Origin of the sequence: Bacillus atrophaeus (assembly GCF_039519175.1) — a bacterium.
Taxonomy (GTDB): Bacteria; Bacillota; Bacilli; order Bacillales; family Bacillaceae; genus Bacillus; species Bacillus atrophaeus.
In genome coordinates this window covers 114,665-135,932 of the sequence record NZ_CP154443.1, presented here as the reverse complement: position 1 = coordinate 135,932, position 21,268 = coordinate 114,665, and the positions used below count along the sequence as shown (strand labels likewise).

The window sequence follows — 21,268 nt, the reverse complement described above, 5'->3', positions numbered from 1 at the left end:
TTTTTTATAGGGGAATTCAAGCTGTGGAATAGCTATAGCCGGACTGCGTTTGCTATACTTAGAGGCATCAAGACAATAAGGAGTGTTTTTCATTGACTATAAAAGAAATAAGCACAGTTGCACTTCAAGAAAAATTAGAAGCTGATGAAGAGCTTTATCTCATTGATGTGAGAGAAGATGAAGAAGTAGCGGAAGGCATGATTCCTGAAGCGGTCCATATCCGCATGGGTGACATTCCTGAAAAAATGGATGCTTTTGATAAAGAAAAGGAGTATGTCTTTATCTGCCGTTCCGGAAAGCGGAGCATGAACGTCTGTATGTATTTACAGGAGCAAGGCTATAAAACAGTGAATGTTGAAGGCGGCATGCTCGACTGGGAAGGCGAAACAAAGCCGAAAAACTAGTGGTTGGATATAAAGTATAAAAGGTGAAAAAGAGCATTGTTCCTTCATGTTCTTTTTCATCTTTTTTTTATGGAATTTGATGAAGACTTTGAGGGACATACCTTAAAACAGTGAGAATGGTGTTGAAGGTGTAATGCTATTTACAGATCATTGGCGGCCATTCTCACCGCGGATCATATTTTCATAGTCATTCCCTGGGAAATGAACTTTCACGCGGATGCTGTCAAATTATTGTACAAACTCGGCGGCCAGTTTTCTGAACGTTTCTATTTCACTGTCTGTAGACATTGTGGAATAAATGGGTAATGATTTTTCCCCGCTGGAAACGTTGGCCTTGGAGGCAATATTTTTTACGAACCATTATGGGACCTCTCTTCTGATAAAAAATGGAAGTGAACGCTTTCGAAGGATATATTTAGATATTTTTCAGTCGTTTTTAGTGAAGTTTGATTTCTCGGTATATGAAAATAAAGGAAAAACCTAATTTGCCTCGTATTGTGAAGGTAAAGAAAGGGTGAGACGATGAAAGATATAAAAAGAGAGCAGCTTTTGCAATTGCTTGGCGATCTGCCTGAAAAGCGGAAAATGAGTATCAGTACATTAACAGCAGAAGAAAGAGAGAATGATATTCTCGAAACGCTGCTTCTTGATTTGAATGGGATTGAAAAAGTACCCGCCTATTTTGTAAAACCAAAAAACAGAACAGACAAAATGCCTGCTGTATTGTTTCAGCATTCACATGGAGGGTGTTACGAGAGGGGGAAGAGAGAGTTAACGGAAGGTGCGGAATATTTGATAGCGCCTTCATTTTCCGGAGAATTCACATCACGGGGATATGCCGTACTTGCGCTTGACCATTGGGGGTTTGGAGACAGGAGGGGGAAAACAGAGAGCGGCATTTTTAAAGAAATGCTCCTGACCGGCAGGGTGATGTGGGGCATGATGATATATGACAGCATGAGAGCGATTGATTATTTACAGACCCGTTCTGATATTTTGCCTGACAGAATCGGGACGATCGGAATGTCTATGGGCGGATTAATGGCGTGGTGGACGGCGGCGCTTGATGACCGGATTAAGGTCTGTGTGGATATATGCAGCCAGGTTGATCATGAAACGCTGATTGAAACGCAGGACCTCGACCGCCACGGCATTTACTATTATGTTCCTTCCCTCGCGAAGCACTTTTCCGCGTCAGATATTCAAAGCATGATCGCTCCGCGTCCGCATTTAAGCCTTGTAGGAGAGCACGACCGCTTGACGCCTGTTAAGGGGATGAATAAAATCGAAACGGCTTTAACGGCTTTGTATCAAGAACAGGGGGCATCAGACCGATACCGGATGGTCCGTTCAGCTTCCGGGCATTTTGAAACGGCTCTAATGAGGCATGAGGCTTTACGTTTTTTAGAAAAATGGCTGTAGCGCGCAAAATGGGCAAGCTGATAGGGAAGGCTGCATGTTCAATGAATCATGGCAGGCGCTAAAATGAACGTGCCTGCTCAAGACTAATCGCAAGACTGACGCTCTGCCGATTATTTTTTTGTATTGGAACGACCGATATTCAAAACTACAAGTGATGATTATGGTTTATACGGATGTAAGGATGACGTGTTTATTGAATACTTAATCATTAAATCATGACAGCCATACGTAATGGCAGTACGTCGCTTGTAATAAAGCGATAAAAGATCCAGAATTCAGAAAAATACCACACAGCAGCATTTGTTCAATACTTTCACCATTAACATCAAGCATGTTCTTCAGTTCCCTATACGACCGACTTCTTTCTTTTACCTCCAGCATTTTATTTTTAATCACATTTTCATTTCATTTCATTTACACATTGACAGAATACGTAAGGAATACTAATATCATTAATGTTAACCTTTTTATAAAAATGGTTTACAATTGTTTAAAAAACACGTTTTTAAACTTGCTGTCATTCTGTTATCAACTGAAAACAAGGAGGAAGACATGCGGGAAGAAAAATTTTATAGCGTCAGAATGAGAGCTTCCAAGAATGGTTCTCATGAAGTCGGCGGAAAGCATTTATCTGGCGGAGAACGGCTTACAACCTATGAAAATATGATACATACAGTGAATGCCTTATTAGAAAAAGGCATATATCATTCAAGAGGAAAACCGGATTTTATGAAAATTCAGTTCGAATGTATTGACGAACCTATACAGTTGGTTAATCCGTTACACATTGAAACACATGAAGTTGAATCAGCAGAAAAGGGACAAGTGCTAGCAAGAAAACTTTTAGAAAAAGCAGGCATTCAAAAAAAGATGATTGATTTAGCGTATGAACAAATTCCTGAATGTTCCGGATTGAGGGGAGCTATACTGTTTGATATTCATTCTGGCAAACGAATTGATCAGAGAAAGGAAAGAGGCGTACGGGTTTCCAGGATGGATTGGCCGGACACTAACTTTGAAAAATGGACCAAGTGTTATCAAATGCCTCGAAATTCAAGAATAAAAGAAGCGCTTGTGCTTGCAACGAAGGTAAGTAAACATCCGGCTACTATCGCAGAATTATGCTGGTCAGATGACCCTGATTACATAACAGGCTACGTTGCGAGTAAAGAACTGGGCTATCAGCGTATTACGAAGTTGAAGGAATACGGAAACGAAGGCGGCTGCCGAATCTTTTTTGTTGATGGCTTAAGAGATTTGGAGACTTACATAGACTACCTGGAAAAACAGCCTGTTTTCATTCAATGGGAGGAAGAAAATGATGCATGAGTTGATTGAAAAAAGCAAAAAGAACCTTTGGCTGCCTTTCACTCAAATGAAAGACTATGATGAAAATCCTTTGATCATTGAAAGCGGAAATGGAATAAAAGTAAAAGACATAAACGGCAAGGAATACTATGACGGCTTTTCTTCTGTTTGGCTAAATGTACACGGGCATCGTAAAAAGGAATTAGACGATGCGATAAAAAAACAGCTGGGAAAAATCGCGCACTCCACATTGTTAGGCATGACAAATGTTCCAGCGACAGAGCTTGCCGAAAAATTAATCGAAATAAGCCCTGAAAAGCTGACGCGTGTTTTTTATTCAGATAGCGGCGCTGAAGCAATGGAAATCGCTCTTAAAATGGCGTTTCAATATTGGAAGAACATTGGGAAGCCTGAGAAACAAAAATTTATCTCGATGAAAAACGGCTATCATGGCGATACGATTGGCGCCGTCAGTGTAGGCTCGATCGAGCTTTTCCATCATGTATACGGCCCGTTAATGTTTGAAAGTTTTAAAGCGCCGATCCCTTATGTATACCGCTCTGAAAGCGGTGATCCTGTACAGTGCCGCGATGAGTGCCTGCATGAACTTGAACGGCTGCTTATTGAAAACCACGGCGAAATAGCAGCGCTTTCTATTGAATCGATGGTTCAAGGAGCGTCCGGTATGATCGTGATGCCGGCAGGTTTTTTGGCAGGTGTACGTAAGCTTTGTACAAATTATGATGTTTTATTGATTGTTGATGAAGTTGCGACAGGCTTTGGGCGTACGGGGAAAATGTTTGCCTGTGAACATGAAAATGTGCAGCCTGACTTAATGGCAGCAGGAAAAGGAATTACAGGAGGATATTTACCGATTGCCGTCACTTTTGCCACAGAGGACATCTACAAGGCATTCTATGATGATTATGAAAACTTAAAAACCTTTTTCCATGGCCATTCATATACAGGAAACCAGCTTGGCTGTGCGGTTGCGATTGAAAATTTACGTTTGTTTGAATCTGAAGAAATCGTTGAACAGGTGGCGCGAAAAACCGAGCGACTTCACTTGCTTCTTCAGGATCTGAAATCGCTTCCTCACGTGGGCGATATCAGGCAGCTCGGTTTTATGTGCGGCGCAGAGCTTGTGCAGTCAAAGGAAACAAAATTATCTTATCCTGCTGAACAGCGGATCGGGTACAAAGTTTCTTTAAAAATGAGAGAGCTTGGCATGCTGACGCGGCCGCTGGGAGATGTGATTGCATTTCTGCCTCCTCTCGCCAGCACAACAAAAGAGCTTGAAGAAATGGTATCAATTATGAAAGAAGCCATTGAAGAGGTAACCAGCTTTGAATTTTGATGAATGGTTAAGCGAGCGGTTAGACAGGACGAAGGAAGCCGGGCTGTATCGAAGAGTACGAACAATGAATTCTGCTCCCCAGCCTGAGATGAATATTGACGGCAAGAAACAAATCGTCTGTTCATCAAATAATTATTTAGGCTTGGCGAATGATAAACGATTGATCTCAGCAGCAGAAACGGCACTTCATCATTTTGGAACAGGAAGCAGCGGTTCGCGTTTAACAACAGGCAATTCGATCTGGCATGAAAAACTCGAAAAAAAAATTGCTGGCTTTAAGCGGACGGAAGCAGCGTTACTGTTTTCTAGCGGCTACTTAGCCAATGTCGGTGTACTTTCATCCTTACCTGAAAAAGGAGACATCATTTTAAGCGATCAATTAAATCATGCAAGTATTATTGACGGCTGCCGCCTGTCAAAAGCGGATACGGCCATTTATCGCCATATTGATATGGTTGACCTTGAAGGAAAGCTGAAAGAAACACAGCGTTATCAGCGCCGTTTTATCGTAACAGACGGAGTGTTTAGTATGGACGGTACGATTGTTCCTCTTGATCAGATCACCTTACTTGCTAAGCGCTACAATGCCTTCGTTATCGTCGACGATGCCCACGCAACAGGTGTTTTAGGGGAAAACGGAAGGGGGACAAGTGAACACTTCGGTGTCTGTCCTGATGTTGTGATTGGCACCCTGAGCAAAGCTGGTGGTACGGAAGGAGGTTTTGCTGCCGGTTCGGCGATACTCATCGACTTTCTGCTGAATCATGCCAGAACGTATATCTTTCAAACGGCTATTCCGCCGGCAAGCTGTGCTGCTGCTTATGAGGCTTTGAAGATAATTGAAAGAAGTAACGAAAAACGCCAACTTTTGCTTTCGTATATAAAAAAGATAAAAACCGCTCTAGTAGAAATGGGTTTCGTTGTAAAAGGGGATCTTACACCGATTATTCCTGTGGTCATTGGGGATGCCCGAAAAGCAGTAATATTTGCGAAACGGCTGCAGGAAAAAGGAATTTATGCACCGGCTATTCGTCCCCCAACCGTTGCAATAGGAGAAAGCCGTATCAGGTTAACGGTCACCGCTGACCACAGTGTAAGAGAAATAGATAAATTGTTAGAGTCATTTTATGTAATTGGAAAGGAGTTGAATATGTTGATATGAAGGGTTTCTTTGTAACAGGCACAGATACAGGAGTTGGAAAAACTATTGTATCTTGCGGCCTTGCAGCTTTATTTAAAGAGAGAAAGATGGATGTCGGGGTATTTAAGCCTTTCTTAAGCGGTATTTCACGTTACCATCCAGAAAGCGATACAGCTTTATTAAAGCAAATGTCTCAAACGTTTCTCTCCCATGAAGAGATTACGCCTTTCGAATTCAAAGAGCCGCTTGCTCCATACGTTGCAGGGAAGCTGGAAGGAAAGGCTATTAAAATGGAAGAGGTCTTGAGCCACTGGGAGAGAATGAGAGAAAAACATGATTGTTTTATCGTAGAAGGTGCCGGCGGTATTTCGGTGCCATTGGGAGAGGATTTTTTAGTCAGTCATGTAATAAAAGCTTTAAAGCTCCCGATTATTATTGTAGCACGGCCTAATCTTGGAACGATTAATCACACATTTTTAACCGTTCAATATGCAAAAAGCATGGGCCTATCAATCGCCGGTATCGTAATAAATGGAATAAGTCATTCTCCTGACCTTGATGAAAAGACCAATCCGGACATAATTGAGGACTTGTGCGGTGTGCCGGTTTTAGGGGTAACGCCAAAGCTTGAAGACATAACAAAAGAAAGCGTTCAAAAAATGGTGACGGACCATATAGATGTGTCCTTACTTATTAATCGAATGGGGGCAGGAAGATGAATCAATGGATGGAACTTGCAGACCGAGTGTTAGATGGAGCGGAAGTAACAAACGAAGAGGCTCTTTCAATCTTAGAATGCCCAGATGAGGAAATTCTGCTGCTGATGCATGCTGCTTTTCAAATTAGAAAACGATTTTACGGAAAAAAAGTAAAGCTTAATATGATTATGAATGCGAAGTCCGGACTATGCCCGGAAAATTGCGGATATTGTTCTCAGTCTTCCATTTCGAAAGCGCCGATTGATGCTTATCGGATGGTAAAGAAAGATACCCTTCTAGAGGGCGCAAAGCGTGCACATGATTTAAATATAGGAACATATTGTATTGTTGCCAGCGGCAGGGGGCCGTCTAATAGAGAAGTTGATCAGGTTGTTGAAGCGGTGCAGGAAATTAAAGGTACGTACGGATTGAAAGTTTGTGCATGTCTCGGGCTGTTAAAACCGGAGCAGGCGCAACGTCTCAAAGAAGCGGGAGTAGACCGCTATAATCATAATTTGAATACATCACAGAGCAACCATGCCAACATTACCACTTCACATACGTACGATGACAGGGTTAATACAGTGGAAATAGCAAAAGAATCTGGTATGTCTCCTTGCTCAGGTGTCATTATCGGGATGAAGGAGACGAAACAGGATGTTATCGATATTGCACAAAGCTTGAAAGCTCTTGACGCGGATTCAATACCGGTCAATTTCTTGCATGCGATTGACGGCACACCCTTAGAAGGCGTAAATGAATTAAACCCGCTGTATTGTTTAAAAGTACTCGCTCTATTCCGTTTTATCAATCCGTCAAAGGAAATCCGCATTTCAGGAGGACGGGAAGTCAACCTGCGTTCATTACAGCCATTAGGGTTATATGCAGCCAATTCCATCTTCGTCGGAGATTATCTAACAACGGCTGGGCAAGAAGAAACGGAAGATCATAAAATGCTGCTTGATTTAGGATTTGAAGTAGAGTCGGTACAAGAAATGAAAGCCAGCCTGGAAGCGAAGAGTTAAAAAATAAAATCAACCGGTGAGACAGCGATTGCTTTTCATTTCAAAGTATTCACTGTCTCCCTATTGAAAAATATTCATAATGTGTTCTTTCTATAGCATAATCGCCTCTTTGTAAAAAATAACCCGAGCGGGGGCATGACATGACAATTAAAAATCTAACAATCCCTGTTTCACTTTCTTCTTCTGAGTTTTTTGAAAATCCATATCCTTTTTACGATAAGTTGCGTTCTATTCATCCAATATATAAGGGGAATTTCTTAAAATATCCGGGATGGTATGTAACGGGATATGCAGAGGCGGCAGCGATTCTTAAAGATACCAGATTTAAAAATCGCATCCCGCTCCCAGAGAACTCACAAAAATATAGTGAACTTAAAAATATGCAGCACCATATGATGCTGTTTAAAAATCCACCTGATCATAAACGTATACGCATGCTGGTGAGCAGAGCATTTACTCCAAGATTTGCAGAAAGCTATCGTCCTTATATAAACGAAACTGTTAATGTCTTGCTTAATGAAGTGCAGTATAAGAGAACAATGGATGTTGTTTCAGATTTTGCTTTTCCTTTAGCAAGCCTCATTATAGCTAAAATGTTAGGAGTACCGGCAGGAGAGAGTTATCAATTTAGAGAATGGGCTGCAAGTTTAATTCAAACAATTGATTTTACCAGATCCAGAAAGGAATTAACAAAGGGTAACGATAAGGCTATAAAGTTAATAGCGTATTTCAAAGATCTGATTCAACAGAAAAAACATAACCCTCAAAATGACCTCATCAGCATGTTAATGAAGGAGCAGCAAGATGACAGGTTATCAGATGAGGAATTACTGGCAACATGTATATTGCTCGTCATTGCCGGACATGAGACAACGGTAAATCTCATCAGCAATTCGATCCTTTCCTTATTAAATCATCCAGAGAAGCTAATGGAACTAAAGGAAAAGCCATCGCTTATTGAATCGGCAGTCGAGGAATTTTTACGTTATGAGAGCCCTACACAAATGACAGCTCGTGTTGCATCTGAAGATATTGAAATGAACGGAATGATGATTAAAAAAGAAGAACATGTATATATCCTTTTAGGTGCTGCTAATCGAGATCCGAAAAAATTCACTCATCCTCATGTGCTTGATATTACTAGAAATCCAAATCCTCATCTCGCATTTGGACAGGGCATTCATTTTTGCTTAGGTTCCTCATTGGCACGTTTAGAAGCGCAAATCGCGATTTGTACACTGCTGCAACGAATCCCTAACCTTCAACTGTCTACTCCTAACGTGCAATATCGGAAGCTTATTGGTTTTAGATCATTGACAGAACTTCCGGTTACTTTTTAATAAAGAGCATCTCTCTTTGTTTGAAAAAACTGCTGTCGCGCGAAAAATGGGTAAGCTAATAGGAAAGGAGGGTGAAACAATGAAAAAAGTATTAATTGCCGGCGGCAGCGGTGTCATCGGAAGAATTTTGGCAAAAGGCCTCTCACCTGAGTTCCAAGTGGCAGTGCTTGATAAGGAACGCTGTGAAGACGGATTTGAATCCTATCAGGCCGATGCGTCAAGCTACCCGGATTTAGTCGAGCAGATTCCGAACGACACGGATGTGCTCGTGAATTTACTTGCTGTAAAAATCAAGCATGATGTTTTGGATATTGATGAATTTGAAAAAATGACGGATGTGTTTTACAGGGCGAGTTATTATTTATGCCGTGCGGCTGTTGAGCTTGGAATCAAAAAGGTGATCTTTGCCAGCAGCAATCATGTTACAGATGTTTACGAAGAAAACGGCCGTTCACTGCTGGGCCGGGAAATTACAACACAGGATTATCCGAAATCAAAAAATTTGTACGGTGTATTAAAATTAACATCTGAAAATATCGGGCATCTGTTTTACCTTGAAAACAAGCTCTCTGTGATTAACCTTCGAATTGGGACGGTAGCGGAAAACGAGACCGGCATCCTTCATGAAAAAGAACGGACGAATAAAACACTGCTTTCCCATACTGATTTACTTAAGATATTCAAAGCGGCGATTGAAACAGATATCGGCTATGGCACTTATTACGCGGTGTCCGATAATCCGGGAAAACCTTGGTCCATAGAATCCGCCATAAATGAACTCGGGTATACACCTGAAATGAATACTAGAGATTTATTAAAAGAAAAAGAGGACGGCCAATAAGAAAAGCATAATCATTTTCTAAGATTATGCTCTTTTTCTTTTATTCCCCGCTGTACAATAGACTCTGTTCAAATGATTATAGACGCTGTTTTTTCCTTTTGTTACATTGAAATCACGATATCGGCGACAGCTGCAGCTTGTTAAGTTTTTAAAATGATAACGCTTACAACAAGGGGGGTGATGAGCATCGGGCATTCTATGAAAGGCCGCATGTTCACTATTTTCAATTATACGTTTTTGCTTACATTTGCTTTGATCTGTGTTCTTCCGTTCATCCATGTAATAGCTTCCTCTTTTGCTACGGTGGAGGAGGTCGTATCGAAAAAATTCATTTTGATACCCAGCACCTTTTCGCTTGATGCCTATCGGTATATATTCTCAACGGATATTATCTATAAAAGCTTGCTGATATCTGTATTTGTTACTTTCATAGGGACCGCTGTCAGCATGTTTTTATCTTCTCTGATGGCGTACGGATTGTCCCGCCGCGATTTAAAAGGTCGCCAAACGCTCATGTTTCTGGTTGTGTTCACTATGCTGTTCAGCGGGGGAATGATTCCGACGTTTATCGTCGTGAAAACACTCGGGCTGCTCGATTCTTATTGGGCTCTCATTCTTCCGACAGCGATCAATGCATTTAATTTAATCATCTTAAAAAACTTCTTTCAAAACATTCCCGCCAGTTTGGAAGAGTCTGCGAAAATGGACGGCTGTAATGATCTGGGCATTTTCTTTAAGATTGTGCTGCCGTTGTCGCTTCCCGCGATTGCAACGATTTCATTATTTTATGCAGTGACATATTGGAACACCTATATGACGGCGATTCTTTATTTAAATGATTCGGCAAAATGGCCGATTCAAGTGCTCCTGCGCCAAATTGTGATTGTATCAAGCGGCATTCAGGGAGACATGTCTGAAATGGGGGCCGCTAGCCCGCCACCGGAGCAGACGATCAAGATGGCGGTCATTGTGGTCGCGACGATTCCCGTGCTGCTTGTCTATCCGTTTATACAGAAACATTTTGCAAAAGGCGCGCTGTTAGGGTCTGTAAAGGGATGAGGAAGTCTAAAAAACGGAGGGGTACTATGGGGAAAACATTTCGGATGCTGATGATTGTCCTGATTTTAGGGATCAGCGGAGCACTGGCAGGCTGCAAAGGAACTGAAAAAACATCAGCTGAAAGCAAAACGGATTTGGACTCGAAGGCCAAGCTGTCTTGGATGGCGATTTTATATCACCAGCAGCCGCCGAAAGACAGAGCGATCAAGGAAATTGAAAAGCTGACAAATACAGAGCTTGATATTACATGGGTTCCTGACGCCGTGAAAGAGGACAGATTAAATGCAGCTTTGGCGGCGGGAAATCTGCCGCAGATCGTTTCCATTCAGGACATCAAAAATTCATCTGTGATGAACGCATTCAGATCAGGCATGTTTTGGGAGATCGGCGATTATATAAAGGACTACCCGAATTTGCGTAAAATGAATAAATTGATTAACAAAAACGTATCTGTCGACGGCAAGCTGTACGGCATTTACAGAGAGCGGCCGCTATCCAGACAGGGAGTCGTCATACGTAAGGATTGGCTGGACAATTTGAATATGAAGACACCTGAAAGCCTTGAGGATCTATTTGAAACGGCAAAAGCATTTACTGAAAAAGATCCTGACGGAAACGGGAAGAATGATACGATCGGCATCACAGACCGAAATGATTTGATTTACGGCGCCTTTAAAACACTCGGTTCATATCAAGGCATGCCGACCGATTGGAAGAAATCAAACGGAACTTTAACACCTGATTTTATGACGAAAGAGTACAAAGAGACAATGGATTATATGAAAAAGCTTCGTGATAACGGCTATATGAATAAGGATTTTCCGGTGACAAGCAAGACACAGCAGCAGGAATTATTTTCTCAGGGGAAAGCCGGCATTTATATTGGCAATATGGTGGATGCGGTCAATTTGCGGGACAATTCTTCAGATAAATCAATGGAGCTTGAAATCCTCAACCGCATAAAAGGCTCCGATGGAAAGGAACGTATTTGGGCATCGGGCGGACATAACGGTTTGTTTGCCTTTCCGAAAACGAGTGTGAAAACAGAAGCGGAATTAAAACGGATATTGGCATTTTTTGACCGCATCGCGGAAGAAGACGTGTATAGCTTAATGACATACGGCATCGACGGCGTACATTATAACAAAGGCAAAGGAAAGACTTTCTCGCGTGAGGAAAGCCAAGTGAAAGATTGGCGGACTGATATACAGCCTCTCTCCGGTTTAATTGCCATTGACAAAGCATACTTAAAAAACACCGGTGATCCGCTCCGCACGGCGTACGAAGAACTGACAGAGGACAATAACAAGATCATTGTCGCCAACCCTGCTGAAAGCTTGTACTCAGCCGCTGCATCAGAACGAGGCGAAGAGCTGCAAAAAATCATTGATGATGCCACATACAAATATATACTCGGAGAGATAAATGAAAGCCAATTTGATAAAGAAATAGAAAAATGGAAAACAAACGGCGGAAAACAAATCATCGAGGAATATGAAGCTTCTCTTAAAAAAGAATGATAGGAAAAAGAAAGCCGGAGCATTTTTCATGCTCTGGCTTTTGCCAACCATCTGAAACCCGCCCTGAAAATCGGGTTTTTTATGTGTTTCTTTTTTGCTCGCGGTATTTGCCGGGTGTAATGCCCTCAAGCTTTTTAAACGATCTGATAAAGTTTTGTGAATTTTTATATTTTAACTTTTCTGAAATTTCTTTAACCGGCATCTCTGTTTCTGCAAGCCAGTTTTTTGCCATGTGATGGCGATAGGAAGAGACATATTCGCTAAATGAGATATTCATTTCTTTTCTGAATATACTGCTCAAATAATTCGGGTTGTAATGCAGTCTCCGTGCAATTTCATCCAGCGTAAGCTCTGAATCGAATTCCTGATGGATAATGTGAATGATTTTCTCGGAAATGTTTTTATATTGTGATGCCGACCGCGCGTCCAATTTTTCGATGATCGGATTAATGAGCTCCGTTTTCAGCCAGCTTTCTGTATCTTCAAATGTTTTCAGTTCGAAGATATGATCATAAAGCATTTTATTTTCTTCAAGCTCAAACAGTTCAATTCCGAGCACATGCATCAGTTCAAATAAATGATTCAAAAAGCGGGCGATGGCGATTTGGAACTGATAAGGGTTGGTATTATGCGTGAATATGGATTGTAAAATGGCGTGTAAGGCTTGATCGGCTTTTGCTTTGTCGCCGGATTTGACAGCGTCGAACAATTCATGCTGAAGCTGCTTAGGAAAGTGGGTTTTAAATGTTTTTTTCTGTTCGATACGCTGAAAGAAGATGATCGATTTCTTTTCAGCTTGCAACCGGTATTTCAACGCTTCCGACCCTTCCGCATATGCTGTCTTGGCCATGGCTAATTGTTCAAACGGCTGGCTGATACCGAGGCTGACCGGCAGACGCAGCTCAGTTTCCGCACTTTCTTGAATGAGCTGTGCCATTTCATGTAAATCTTGAATAAATTCTTCTTTGGATTCACCGCGGTTGATCAGAATGGTGGCCTGCTGCTTATCCACGATGGCGGGAGGAAGCCGCTTATCGGCCGGGATGGTATGTTCAATGAGACTGTTGACGGCGAACAACAGCAAGTCAATGTCTTTTTTTTCATATGGCGTATGCTGCAGTGTGTCGATTTGCAGTACAAGAACGCCGAGATGGCGCCAATCTTGCTTGAGACCCAAGCTTTCGAAACGGTTATTGACTTCTTCATCGGTCAGTTTGCCGAGCAGGAGTCTGACCATAAAGTATTGCTGAAGATGAGTCGCCTGCTGCTCGATTGTTGCTTCCAAATCATCGTTTTTGTCTTTTATTTGTTTGATGCTGCGTTCGATCAGTTCGAATTCATTTTGGTGCGGCTGTTTGCTTAAAAAGGTATCATGGCGCGCAAATGATTCATAAAGCAGGCGGATCGGTTTGTAAAAATGACGGGAACCGAACCAGGAGAACAGTAATGAAAGCGCTAACAATACGAAGCAGATCATAAAGGTGATCCAGCCGATCGACTTCGCCTCCTTTTTAAGTTCCGGCAAGGAGACAAGGGAGAAATAAGTCCAAGTATTATAATCGGATTTTTGATAGGTGATCTTGTAATGGATCTGATCAATTTTCATTTCGAACTGCCCGTTTTGGGAGCCGGCAGACAAAATCTTTTTCACAAAGGCTTTGTTTTGGAGAGAACCGCCTATGTCAGCAATATTGTTGTGAAGGATGATGTTTCCTTTTTCATCTATGACGGACACACTTTCTGCCGCTGAATAATCAGGCATGTTTTTCACGAGTGAGCAGCTTGGTATACTGGCGGCAGCCAGCCCTTTAGTGTTGGTGCTGTTGAGCGGAAGCTGTTTTATCAAATTAATATTGTGCGGGCAGTTTCCTGAGTTTCCTTCCTTTGTAGAGATCAATTTGTTGTTTTTTTCTAACTGCCAATAGGAACGGCTCGGTTTGTTTTTGGTATAGGCTCTGGCTGCTGCCCGCTGGGCGTCAGTTTTCATCCGGTATAAACCCGAATTATTCATATACCAATTACTGATATAGCTGACGAGCGTCATGTTGGACAGGTCGGTATCAAAGCTTTGCAGGTAATTCAGCTCTTGATTCACTTGATTATAAAGCTGAAATTGATCAGAATATAAAGGCTCTGACAATGTTTGAAGGAGAGGCGGCGAACTGACATAGTGGGTCAGAGAGTGATCAACCGTTTTTAATATATGTTCAATGTTTTGCCGGGTTTGCTGAAGTGTTTCCAGCTTTTCTTCTGATACGTTGGAGATCGCCGTTTTCTGTGAATGCTCGTACGAAAAGATTCCGACTATGATGACGGGAATCGTACTGAGCAAACAGAAAAACGTGATTAGTTTGTAATAAAACTTGTATTGGCTTCTTTTCATAAAACCCCCCATTTCCTTACAATTCTCTTGTTCTAATACAATTAATTCAAAGATTTATAGATATTGTCAATAATCATTTTCTGAGATGGGTGTCTTTGTCACAGATAGAGAGGCTGAAAAGCGCTAGAGAGGGGGCCGGGCAATGATGTGATGACATGATTGTAGACGGACTTTCCCGAGCTGGGCTACAGTGATACCGACACCCCTTGAAAGGAGGCAGTGAAATAGTGAGAACAGCAGAAGCACCATCTCAGTCTGTAAACACGATGACATTAAAAAAAGAAAAAAGAAAGCGCTTACTAAATAAGCTGATGCAGCAAAAGTATTTGTATCTGATGATTCTGCCGGGCTGTATTTATTTTTCGCTTTTTAAATATGTGCCGATGTGGGGAATCGTTATCGCGTTTCAGGATTATCAGCCGTTTCTCGGCATATTAGGCAGTGAGTGGGTCGGCTTAAAGCACTTTGTCAGACTGTTTACAGAGCCTACATTTTTTATCCTCTTAAAAAACACATTGCTGTTATTCGCATTAAATCTCATCATTTTTTTCCCGGTGCCGATTTTGTTGGCCCTTCTGCTGAATGAAGTAAGAATCGCTTTATTTAAAAAATTCATCCAAACGCTGATCTACATTCCCCATTTTATGTCCTGGGTGATTGTCGTATCGCTTTCATTTGTGCTTCTGACGGTGGATGGAGGGCTGATTAACGAGCTGATTGCGTTTTTCGGCGGGGAAAAGATTAATTTCCTTCTGAATGAGGAATGGTTCAGGCCCTTGTATATTCTGCAGGTGATCTGGAGAGAGGCAGGCTGGTCGACAATCATTTATCTCGCTGCGATCACTGCCGTTGATCCGCAGCTGTATGAAGCGGCAAAAATGGACGGCGCAGGCCGTCTCCGCCAAATGTGGCATATTACGCTCCCGGCTATCAAGAGCGTCATCGTCGTCCTGTTAATTTTAAAAATTGGCGATACGCTTGAGCTTGGTTTTGAGCATGTGTACTTACTATTAAACGCGACGAATAGAGAGGTGGCGGAAATTTTTGATACGTATGTGTATACCGCAGGCTTAAAACAGGGGCAATTCAGCTACAGTACAGCGGTCGGCGTATTTAAAGCGGCAGTCGGGCTGATCTTGGTGATGCTTGCGAATCGCTTGGCGAAGAAGTTCGGAGAAGAAGGAATCTATTAAGAGAGGAATGGTTTCTATGAATTTATCAACCGTAACGAAATCACCGCTTACGTATGCGGAAGCACTGGCGAGAACAATCATGAACACATATACAGTCGAAGAGCTCCCGCCCGCAAACCGCTGGCACTATCATCAGGGTGTGTTCTTATGCGGCAATGTAAGCCTGTGGAAAGCAACAGGTCAGGATTGTTATATCGAGTACGTCAAAGCATATGCAGATCTATTGATTGATGATTACGGCAATCTCTTATTTAAAAGAGACGAGCTTGACGCCATTCAGGCGGGGCTTATTCTGTTTCCTCTATATGAAATTACCCGTGATGAGCGTTATATGAAGGCGGCAAAAAGGCTGCGGGGCTTATATGGCACACTGAATCAGACATCTGAACAGGGCTTCTGGCACAAGGACGGCTATCCTTATCAAATGTGGCTGGACGGTTTGTATATGGGAGGGCCGTTCGCTTTGAAATATGCGAACCTTATACAAGAGCAGAAGCTGTTTGACATGGTTATCTTGCAAGAGCGGCTGATGAGAAAACACATGAAAGACAAGAAAACCGGCCTTTATTACCATGCGTGGGATGAAATGAAAAAAATGCCGTGGGCCAATCAGGATACAGGCTGTTCCCCAGAATTTTGGGCAAGGTCGATCGGCTGGTATGTGACGGCACTGGCTGACATGATTGAAGAGCTGCCGAGGCACCATACAACGCGTCAAGTATGGATAAAAACGCTTCGGGAAATGCTTGAGAGCATTTGCGAATATCAGGATGAAAAGACCGGTCTGTGGTATCAGGTTGTTGATAAAGGAGACCGCCCTGACAACTGGCTTGAAAGCTCCGGATCGTGCCTGTATATGTATGCCATGGCGAAAGCGATTAATATGGGTTACATCAGCCCGTCTTATAAGGATCAAGTTTTAAAAGCGTACCAAGGACTGATCCAATATAAAACGGAAACGAGAGAATCTGACGGCTTCTTTTTTGTAAAGGACATATGTGTCGGCACATCGGCAGGATTCTATGATTACTACGTCAACAGGAAAAAAAGCACGAATGACCTGCATGGAGCGGGTGCCTTTATTTTAGCAATGACTGAAACAGACAAACTTCTTACCTCATCAAAAAAATGAATAACATGTTAAAGCTGGCCGCGTATGGAGTGCTTTCTGTGCTGCTGCTGACATCATGCTCCAGCAAGCCGGAGGGCATTCACGTGATCATGTTTTCCGATATGAAGGCAGACTTACAGGAAAAAATAAAAGATGCCGCCTCAGGCAAAGGAGCAGAAGCTGACATTTTTCCGGTGCTGCCGGAGAAACTCCTGGTTGAAATCACCGCTCAGGAAGGGGATTTGTTTATCGTGCCTGAGGACATGTTTCACACTTACGACGATCCGGAGAACTTTCAGCTATTAGATGAAATGTCTGGAGAAAAAAGAGGCCCTTATACAATTCTTGATCAAGAAACAAGGGAAAGAGCCGATTATGCGGTTCTTATCGAAAAAGGGGAAAAGCGGCTGAATGGCTGTTCGTTTCGTCTGAATCGGAATATGGTAGCGTTTATCCCCGCCTATTCTGAAAAAACAAAGGAAGCGCTCGAACTGATTACTCAATTAAAAGAAGTCCGATAGAGGTGGATACCATTGAAGAAAATTGCCATTTGCGGGTTGAGCAGCAGGGCATTCAGCATGTTTATTAAGCCTTTACTCACAAATTTTTCATCCGGCTATCAGATTACCGGCTTGCTTGATGCCGATCCGAAAAGGTTTGCCGTCTGCAAGGAGAGGTTCCCAGAGCTTGAACAGGTTTCTGTATTTAAAGAAGAGGAGTTTGACGACATGATGAGGCGGTCAAATCCGGACGCGGTCATTGTGACGGGAAGAGATGACACCCACGTCAGGTATATTATCAGAACGCTTCAATGGGATAAGGATGTCATTACGGAAAAACCGATGGTCACCACTGTGCATGATGCAAAGCGGGTGCTTGCGGCTGAAGCCAAAAGCAAAGGAAAGGTCACCGTCGCTTTTAATTACCGGTACAGCCCGTACCACCGCAAGATCAAAGAGCTGATTTTGGAAGGGAAACTAGGGAGAATTACATCAGTTGATTTGAATTGGTATATTGACACGTATCACGGCGCCAGCTATTTTAAGCGCTGGAACCGGTCAAGGCAGTATTCAGGCGGTCTTTCGGTTCACAAATCAACACATCATTTTGATCTGGTGAACTGGTGGCTGGACCAGCAGCCGGAGGAAGTGTTTGCCTACGGGAGTTTACATTATTTCGGTTCAAAAAGCGAATGGAATCCGCTGCGGGGAGAGGACGGCCGATTTTGCGGAACGTGCAGCGTCAGGGAGAAATGCCAATATTACTCAAGGTGGCATCCCCGCTCACAAAACGCGGCGGTGAAAGATGATCATATCGATTCATCCGCAGATCAATCTCTGCTGTATACCGAATATAGGCCCGACGCGTGTATTTTTGATGAAGAAATTGATATCGAGGATACGTATGTGGCCGCTGTAAAATATGACGGCGGTGCGCTTTTAAGCTACTCCGTCACTTTTTCCGCCCCGTATGAGGGGTACCGCCTTACGATAAACGGCACGAAAGGAAGGATTGAAACGAACGAATTCCACGAGCCTTCCAGAATTCCGTTCAGCTTTCCCGAGCAGACGATCGAATATTACCCGCTTTTTGAGTCAAAGCAAACGATTCAAGTGGTCAAAAACGACGGAGGGCACGGCGGAGGAGATCCGCTATTGCTGGAGGACATCTTTTTAGGAAAAGATCCGCTGCGTCCGTATGACATTTTGGCGGGAGCTGAGGCAGGAGCTTATTCCATCGCAGTCGGTGAAGGAATATGGCGGTCTGTTGCGGAAAAGAAACCGATCACCATCAAGGGGCTTTTTCATATGCAAAACGCTTAATGCGAAAGGAGGGAAGGGAATGGAGTATGATGGTTCCATGGGCAGAGTGCTGCAAATATGCGAGTGGGTCATGAGATTTGCCTATACGAACTTCCTTTGGCTGGTCTTCACCGTACTTGGGCTTGGCATCTTCGGTTTTATGCCGGCGACTGCCGCATTATTCGCTGTGATGAGAAAATGGATTCAAGGCCGAGAGCACGTAACTGTCTGGCAGACGTTTCACCGAGAATATAAAGCTGAGTTTATCCGGTCGAATCTCATCGGTGCCGTGCTGGCTAGTGTCGGACTGGTTATTTATATTGATCTGGCTTTTATCTATCCTGATCATTTCTTTTTGCATGTCTTGCGCTTCGCTATTTATATCTTCGGCTTTCTGTTTATTTCGATGCTTTTATATATCTTCCCGCTGCTTGCTCATTTCAACTGGAAAAAACGCCTGTATTTCAAATTTTCTCTTTTGCTTAGTGTCGCGTATTTGCAATATACGCTGGTCATGCTTGCTTTAACGATCGCCGCGTTTGTGCTTCTGGCTTATCTGCCGGGTATTATTCCCTTTTTCAGCGTCAGCCTTCTCAGCTTCTTCCACATGCGGATTGCTTATATTGTTTTGCAGAACACAGAGCGGCAAGATGAAAAAACGGAGAGTAGAAAACAGGCCGTTCCCGCTTTTTATCCTTCTGACAGCGCTGAAAACGGATAAAGAGTTTGATTCTCTATCATAACCCTGTTCCAACTGGAATAGATTGATAGGGAAAGGAGAGCGAGTGATGTTAAAGGTAGCTGTGTTTGATGAGGAGCATGAAAAAGATTTGCAAACGGAGATCAATTCGTTTTTAAAGGGCATTTCGGAAGAACAGCTGGTTGATATTAAATACACCGTGTCTGCGGCGTGCGATCCTGAAGGCGAGCAGCTGTATTGTTTTTCGGCTTTAATTTTATATCGAAAATAAAATGATCTTTCCGCTGAAGGCGCGGAAAGATCATTTTGTTCAACCTATGCTTTTTTTACACGGGGGCTTCTCGGTTTTTGATATTTCTCAGATTGTTTTATGTCTCTGCGTTCCATTGACAATGCTTTGTACAAGGCCGCAATCATGAAAAGGATAACAATTGAAAAGGGCAGGGCAGCAAGTATCGCTGTATTTTGCAGAGCGCTGAGCCCTCCGGAATACAAAAGAACGGCCGCCATTGCAGATTGAATGATGCCCCAGCTTAGCTTCACAGGGTTTGACGGATTCAAAGAACCATACGTCGTCTGCATGCCTAACACAAATGTTGCCGAGTCTGCTGATGTAATAAAGAAAACGGCAATTAACACAAGCGCCAGAATGGACGTAACCATTGTGAGCGGATAATTGTCAAGCGTGCCGAACAGCATATTTTCTGTCGTAAGGCCGGCAATGTGAAACGCGCCGGTCTGCTCGAGATCTATAGCAGATACGCCAAAGATAGAGAACCATAGAAAAGCAAGAATACAAGGCGCTACCAAAACACCTATTAAAAACTCACGGATCGTCCGGCCTCTTGAAACCCGGGCGATGAATATGCCGACAAATGGAGACCAGGAAATCCACCAAGCCCAATAGAAAATCGTCCAGTTATTGATCCATTCGCGTTTTCCCGGATCATTCGGCGATAATCTGAAGCTCATCTGAACAATATTTGAGATGTACTGTCCGATAGAATCGGTAAGTGAGTTCATAATCAGAATGGTAGGACCGACAATCAGCATAAACACCATTAGCAGCCCTGCCAAAATCATATTCATATTGCTCAAATATTTAATGCCTTTTCCTAAACCGCTCCATGATGAAGCTAAAAAGAGAACAGTTACAATACAGATCAAAATCAATTGAACGGTGAAATTAATCGGAATGTCGAATAAATAATTCAATCCGCCGTTAATTTGGGTCGCCCCGATTCCCAAGCTTGTAGCTACCCCGGCTACTGTGGCAAAAACGGCGATACAGTCAATGGTTTTTCCAATCGGCCCGTTTACCTTTTCGCCTAAAATAGGGTACAGCGTGCTGCTGATCAGACCGGGCGCATCTTTGCGAAATTGGAAGTAAGCAATACACAGCGCAACCACCGCGTAAATGGCCCATGCGTGCAGCCCCCAGTGGAAAAATGTATATCGGAGTGAATCCCGGAAAGCTTGAGGGGTTCCTGTTTCACCTGATGGAGAGCTGATTGCAAAATGGCTGATCGGTTCAGCCGCACCGTAAAAAACTAGTCCAATTCCCATGCCGGCGCTAAACAGCATTGCAAACCAAGACAGCAGATTGAATTCCGGCTTTTCGTCCTGTTTGCCCAGCTTGATTTTGCCGATCGGGCTGAATATTAAAAAGAGACAAAATCCGACGAAAATAGAAACAACTAATAAATAATACCAGCCAAATGAATTTGTAATAAAGGTTTGTGCCGTTTCTGACACATTTTGCAGGTTTTCTGGAGCGATCACTCCCCACAGCACTGCTGCTGCTGTGATAGCAATCACAATCCAAAAAACACTTGAAATATTTTTATTCAAATTATCCTCACCCTCTGACATTTATTTTACTTTTACTTGTAAGCCTAGTATAAGTCATGCAGCCGGAAACCATTCTTTCCTCACAATACCCCATGATCAGGTGAAACAAAACG

Annotated in this window: 19 protein-coding genes and 1 pseudogene; 17 read left to right on the top strand and 3 right to left on the bottom strand. The window is 42.8% G+C overall.

Annotation, left to right across the window (positions count from 1 at the left end; genetic code table 11):
* The first annotated feature begins 92 nt into the window (after positions 1-92).
* A complete protein-coding gene (locus tag AAHT65_RS00770; protein WP_003324983.1) occupies positions 93-404 on the top strand; it encodes a rhodanese-like domain-containing protein in 312 nt (103 codons plus the stop codon).
* A gap of 143 nt (positions 405-547) precedes the next feature.
* Here AAHT65_RS00770 and AAHT65_RS00765 read toward each other — a convergent pair.
* Positions 548-749, bottom strand: a pseudogene (locus AAHT65_RS00765) (ABC transporter substrate-binding protein); the annotation flags it as partial.
* A gap of 177 nt (positions 750-926) precedes the next feature.
* Here AAHT65_RS00765 and AAHT65_RS00760 point away from each other — a divergent pair.
* The 10 genes from AAHT65_RS00760 to AAHT65_RS00715 all read left to right on the top strand — a co-directional run bounded on the left by AAHT65_RS00760 (position 927) and on the right by AAHT65_RS00715 (position 12,115).
* Positions 927-1,826, top strand: a complete 900-nt coding sequence (locus AAHT65_RS00760) for a dienelactone hydrolase family protein (RefSeq protein ID WP_088117789.1) — start codon at positions 927-929, stop codon at positions 1,824-1,826.
* Between the two features lie 552 nt (positions 1,827-2,378).
* Complete coding sequence (bioW, locus tag AAHT65_RS00755) at positions 2,379-3,155, top strand: 6-carboxyhexanoate--CoA ligase (RefSeq protein WP_216413185.1); 777 nt, start codon at positions 2,379-2,381, stop codon at positions 3,153-3,155.
* Positions 3,145-4,491 carry an adenosylmethionine--8-amino-7-oxononanoate transaminase gene (gene bioA, locus AAHT65_RS00750; RefSeq protein ID WP_106270702.1) on the top strand — a complete coding sequence of 449 codons (1,347 nt, stop codon included), beginning with the start codon at positions 3,145-3,147 and terminating at the stop codon, positions 4,489-4,491. Before bioW ends, bioA begins: the two co-directional genes overlap by 11 nt.
* Positions 4,481-5,653: an 8-amino-7-oxononanoate synthase gene (gene bioF, locus AAHT65_RS00745; protein WP_106270704.1), complete on the top strand. Its 1,173-nt coding sequence runs from the start codon at positions 4,481-4,483 to the stop codon at positions 5,651-5,653. Before bioA ends, bioF begins: the two co-directional genes overlap by 11 nt.
* Complete coding sequence (gene bioD / locus AAHT65_RS00740) at positions 5,650-6,351, top strand: dethiobiotin synthase (RefSeq protein ID WP_277713764.1); 702 nt, start codon at positions 5,650-5,652, stop codon at positions 6,349-6,351. Before bioF ends, bioD begins: the two co-directional genes overlap by 4 nt.
* Positions 6,348-7,355 (top strand): biotin synthase BioB, encoded by a 1,008-nt coding sequence (bioB, locus tag AAHT65_RS00735; RefSeq protein WP_063637148.1) that lies wholly within the window; start codon positions 6,348-6,350, stop codon positions 7,353-7,355. Before bioD ends, bioB begins: the two co-directional genes overlap by 4 nt.
* A gap of 140 nt (positions 7,356-7,495) precedes the next feature.
* Positions 7,496-8,695, top strand: coding sequence for a cytochrome P450 (locus AAHT65_RS00730; RefSeq protein ID WP_063637149.1), 1,200 nt, complete (start codon positions 7,496-7,498; stop codon positions 8,693-8,695).
* 79 nt (positions 8,696-8,774) lie between these two features.
* Entirely contained in the window at positions 8,775-9,536 is a 762-nt protein-coding gene (locus AAHT65_RS00725; RefSeq protein WP_343310833.1) for an NAD(P)-dependent oxidoreductase, read from the top strand.
* 198 nt (positions 9,537-9,734) lie between these two features.
* Positions 9,735-10,595: a carbohydrate ABC transporter permease gene (locus AAHT65_RS00720; protein WP_315917074.1), complete on the top strand. Its 861-nt coding sequence runs from the start codon at positions 9,735-9,737 to the stop codon at positions 10,593-10,595.
* A gap of 26 nt (positions 10,596-10,621) precedes the next feature.
* The gene (locus AAHT65_RS00715; RefSeq protein ID WP_343310832.1) at positions 10,622-12,115 is read left to right on the top strand and encodes an extracellular solute-binding protein; all 1,494 of its coding nucleotides are present in this window, start codon (positions 10,622-10,624) and stop codon (positions 12,113-12,115) included.
* Positions 12,116-12,194: 79 nt separating this feature from the next.
* Here the strand turns inward: AAHT65_RS00715 and AAHT65_RS00710 are convergent, their stop codons facing one another.
* Positions 12,195-14,510 (bottom strand): helix-turn-helix domain-containing protein, encoded by a 2,316-nt coding sequence (locus AAHT65_RS00710; RefSeq protein ID WP_343310831.1) that lies wholly within the window; start codon positions 14,508-14,510, stop codon positions 12,195-12,197.
* 215 nt (positions 14,511-14,725) lie between these two features.
* Between AAHT65_RS00710 and rmgP the strand changes: the two genes are divergently transcribed.
* The 6 genes from rmgP to AAHT65_RS00680 all read left to right on the top strand — a co-directional run bounded on the left by rmgP (position 14,726) and on the right by AAHT65_RS00680 (position 19,575).
* On the top strand, positions 14,726-15,691 hold the full coding sequence (gene rmgP, locus AAHT65_RS00705; RefSeq protein ID WP_343310830.1) for a polygalacturonan/rhamnogalacturonan ABC transporter permease: 966 nt from the start codon (positions 14,726-14,728) through the stop codon (positions 15,689-15,691).
* A gap of 7 nt (positions 15,692-15,698) precedes the next feature.
* Complete coding sequence (locus AAHT65_RS00700; RefSeq protein ID WP_157763252.1) at positions 15,699-16,823, top strand: glycoside hydrolase family 88/105 protein; 1,125 nt, start codon at positions 15,699-15,701, stop codon at positions 16,821-16,823.
* Between the two features lie 5 nt (positions 16,824-16,828).
* Positions 16,829-17,323 (top strand): lipoprotein YteS, encoded by a 495-nt coding sequence (locus tag AAHT65_RS00695; protein WP_343310829.1) that lies wholly within the window; start codon positions 16,829-16,831, stop codon positions 17,321-17,323.
* Positions 17,324-17,335: 12 nt separating this feature from the next.
* Positions 17,336-18,625, top strand: a complete 1,290-nt coding sequence (locus tag AAHT65_RS00690) for a Gfo/Idh/MocA family protein (RefSeq protein ID WP_061571873.1) — start codon at positions 17,336-17,338, stop codon at positions 18,623-18,625.
* A gap of 19 nt (positions 18,626-18,644) precedes the next feature.
* Positions 18,645-19,325, top strand: coding sequence for a YesL family protein (locus AAHT65_RS00685; protein ID WP_343310828.1), 681 nt, complete (start codon positions 18,645-18,647; stop codon positions 19,323-19,325).
* A 67-nt stretch (positions 19,326-19,392) separates the two neighbouring features.
* Positions 19,393-19,575 (top strand): sporulation protein Cse60, encoded by a 183-nt coding sequence (locus tag AAHT65_RS00680; RefSeq protein ID WP_003325003.1) that lies wholly within the window; start codon positions 19,393-19,395, stop codon positions 19,573-19,575.
* Between the two features lie 44 nt (positions 19,576-19,619).
* Here the strand turns inward: AAHT65_RS00680 and opuD are convergent, their stop codons facing one another.
* A complete protein-coding gene (gene opuD / locus AAHT65_RS00675; protein ID WP_088117776.1) occupies positions 19,620-21,155 on the bottom strand; it encodes a glycine betaine transporter OpuD in 1,536 nt (511 codons plus the stop codon).
* Positions 21,156-21,268 lie beyond the last annotated feature (113 nt).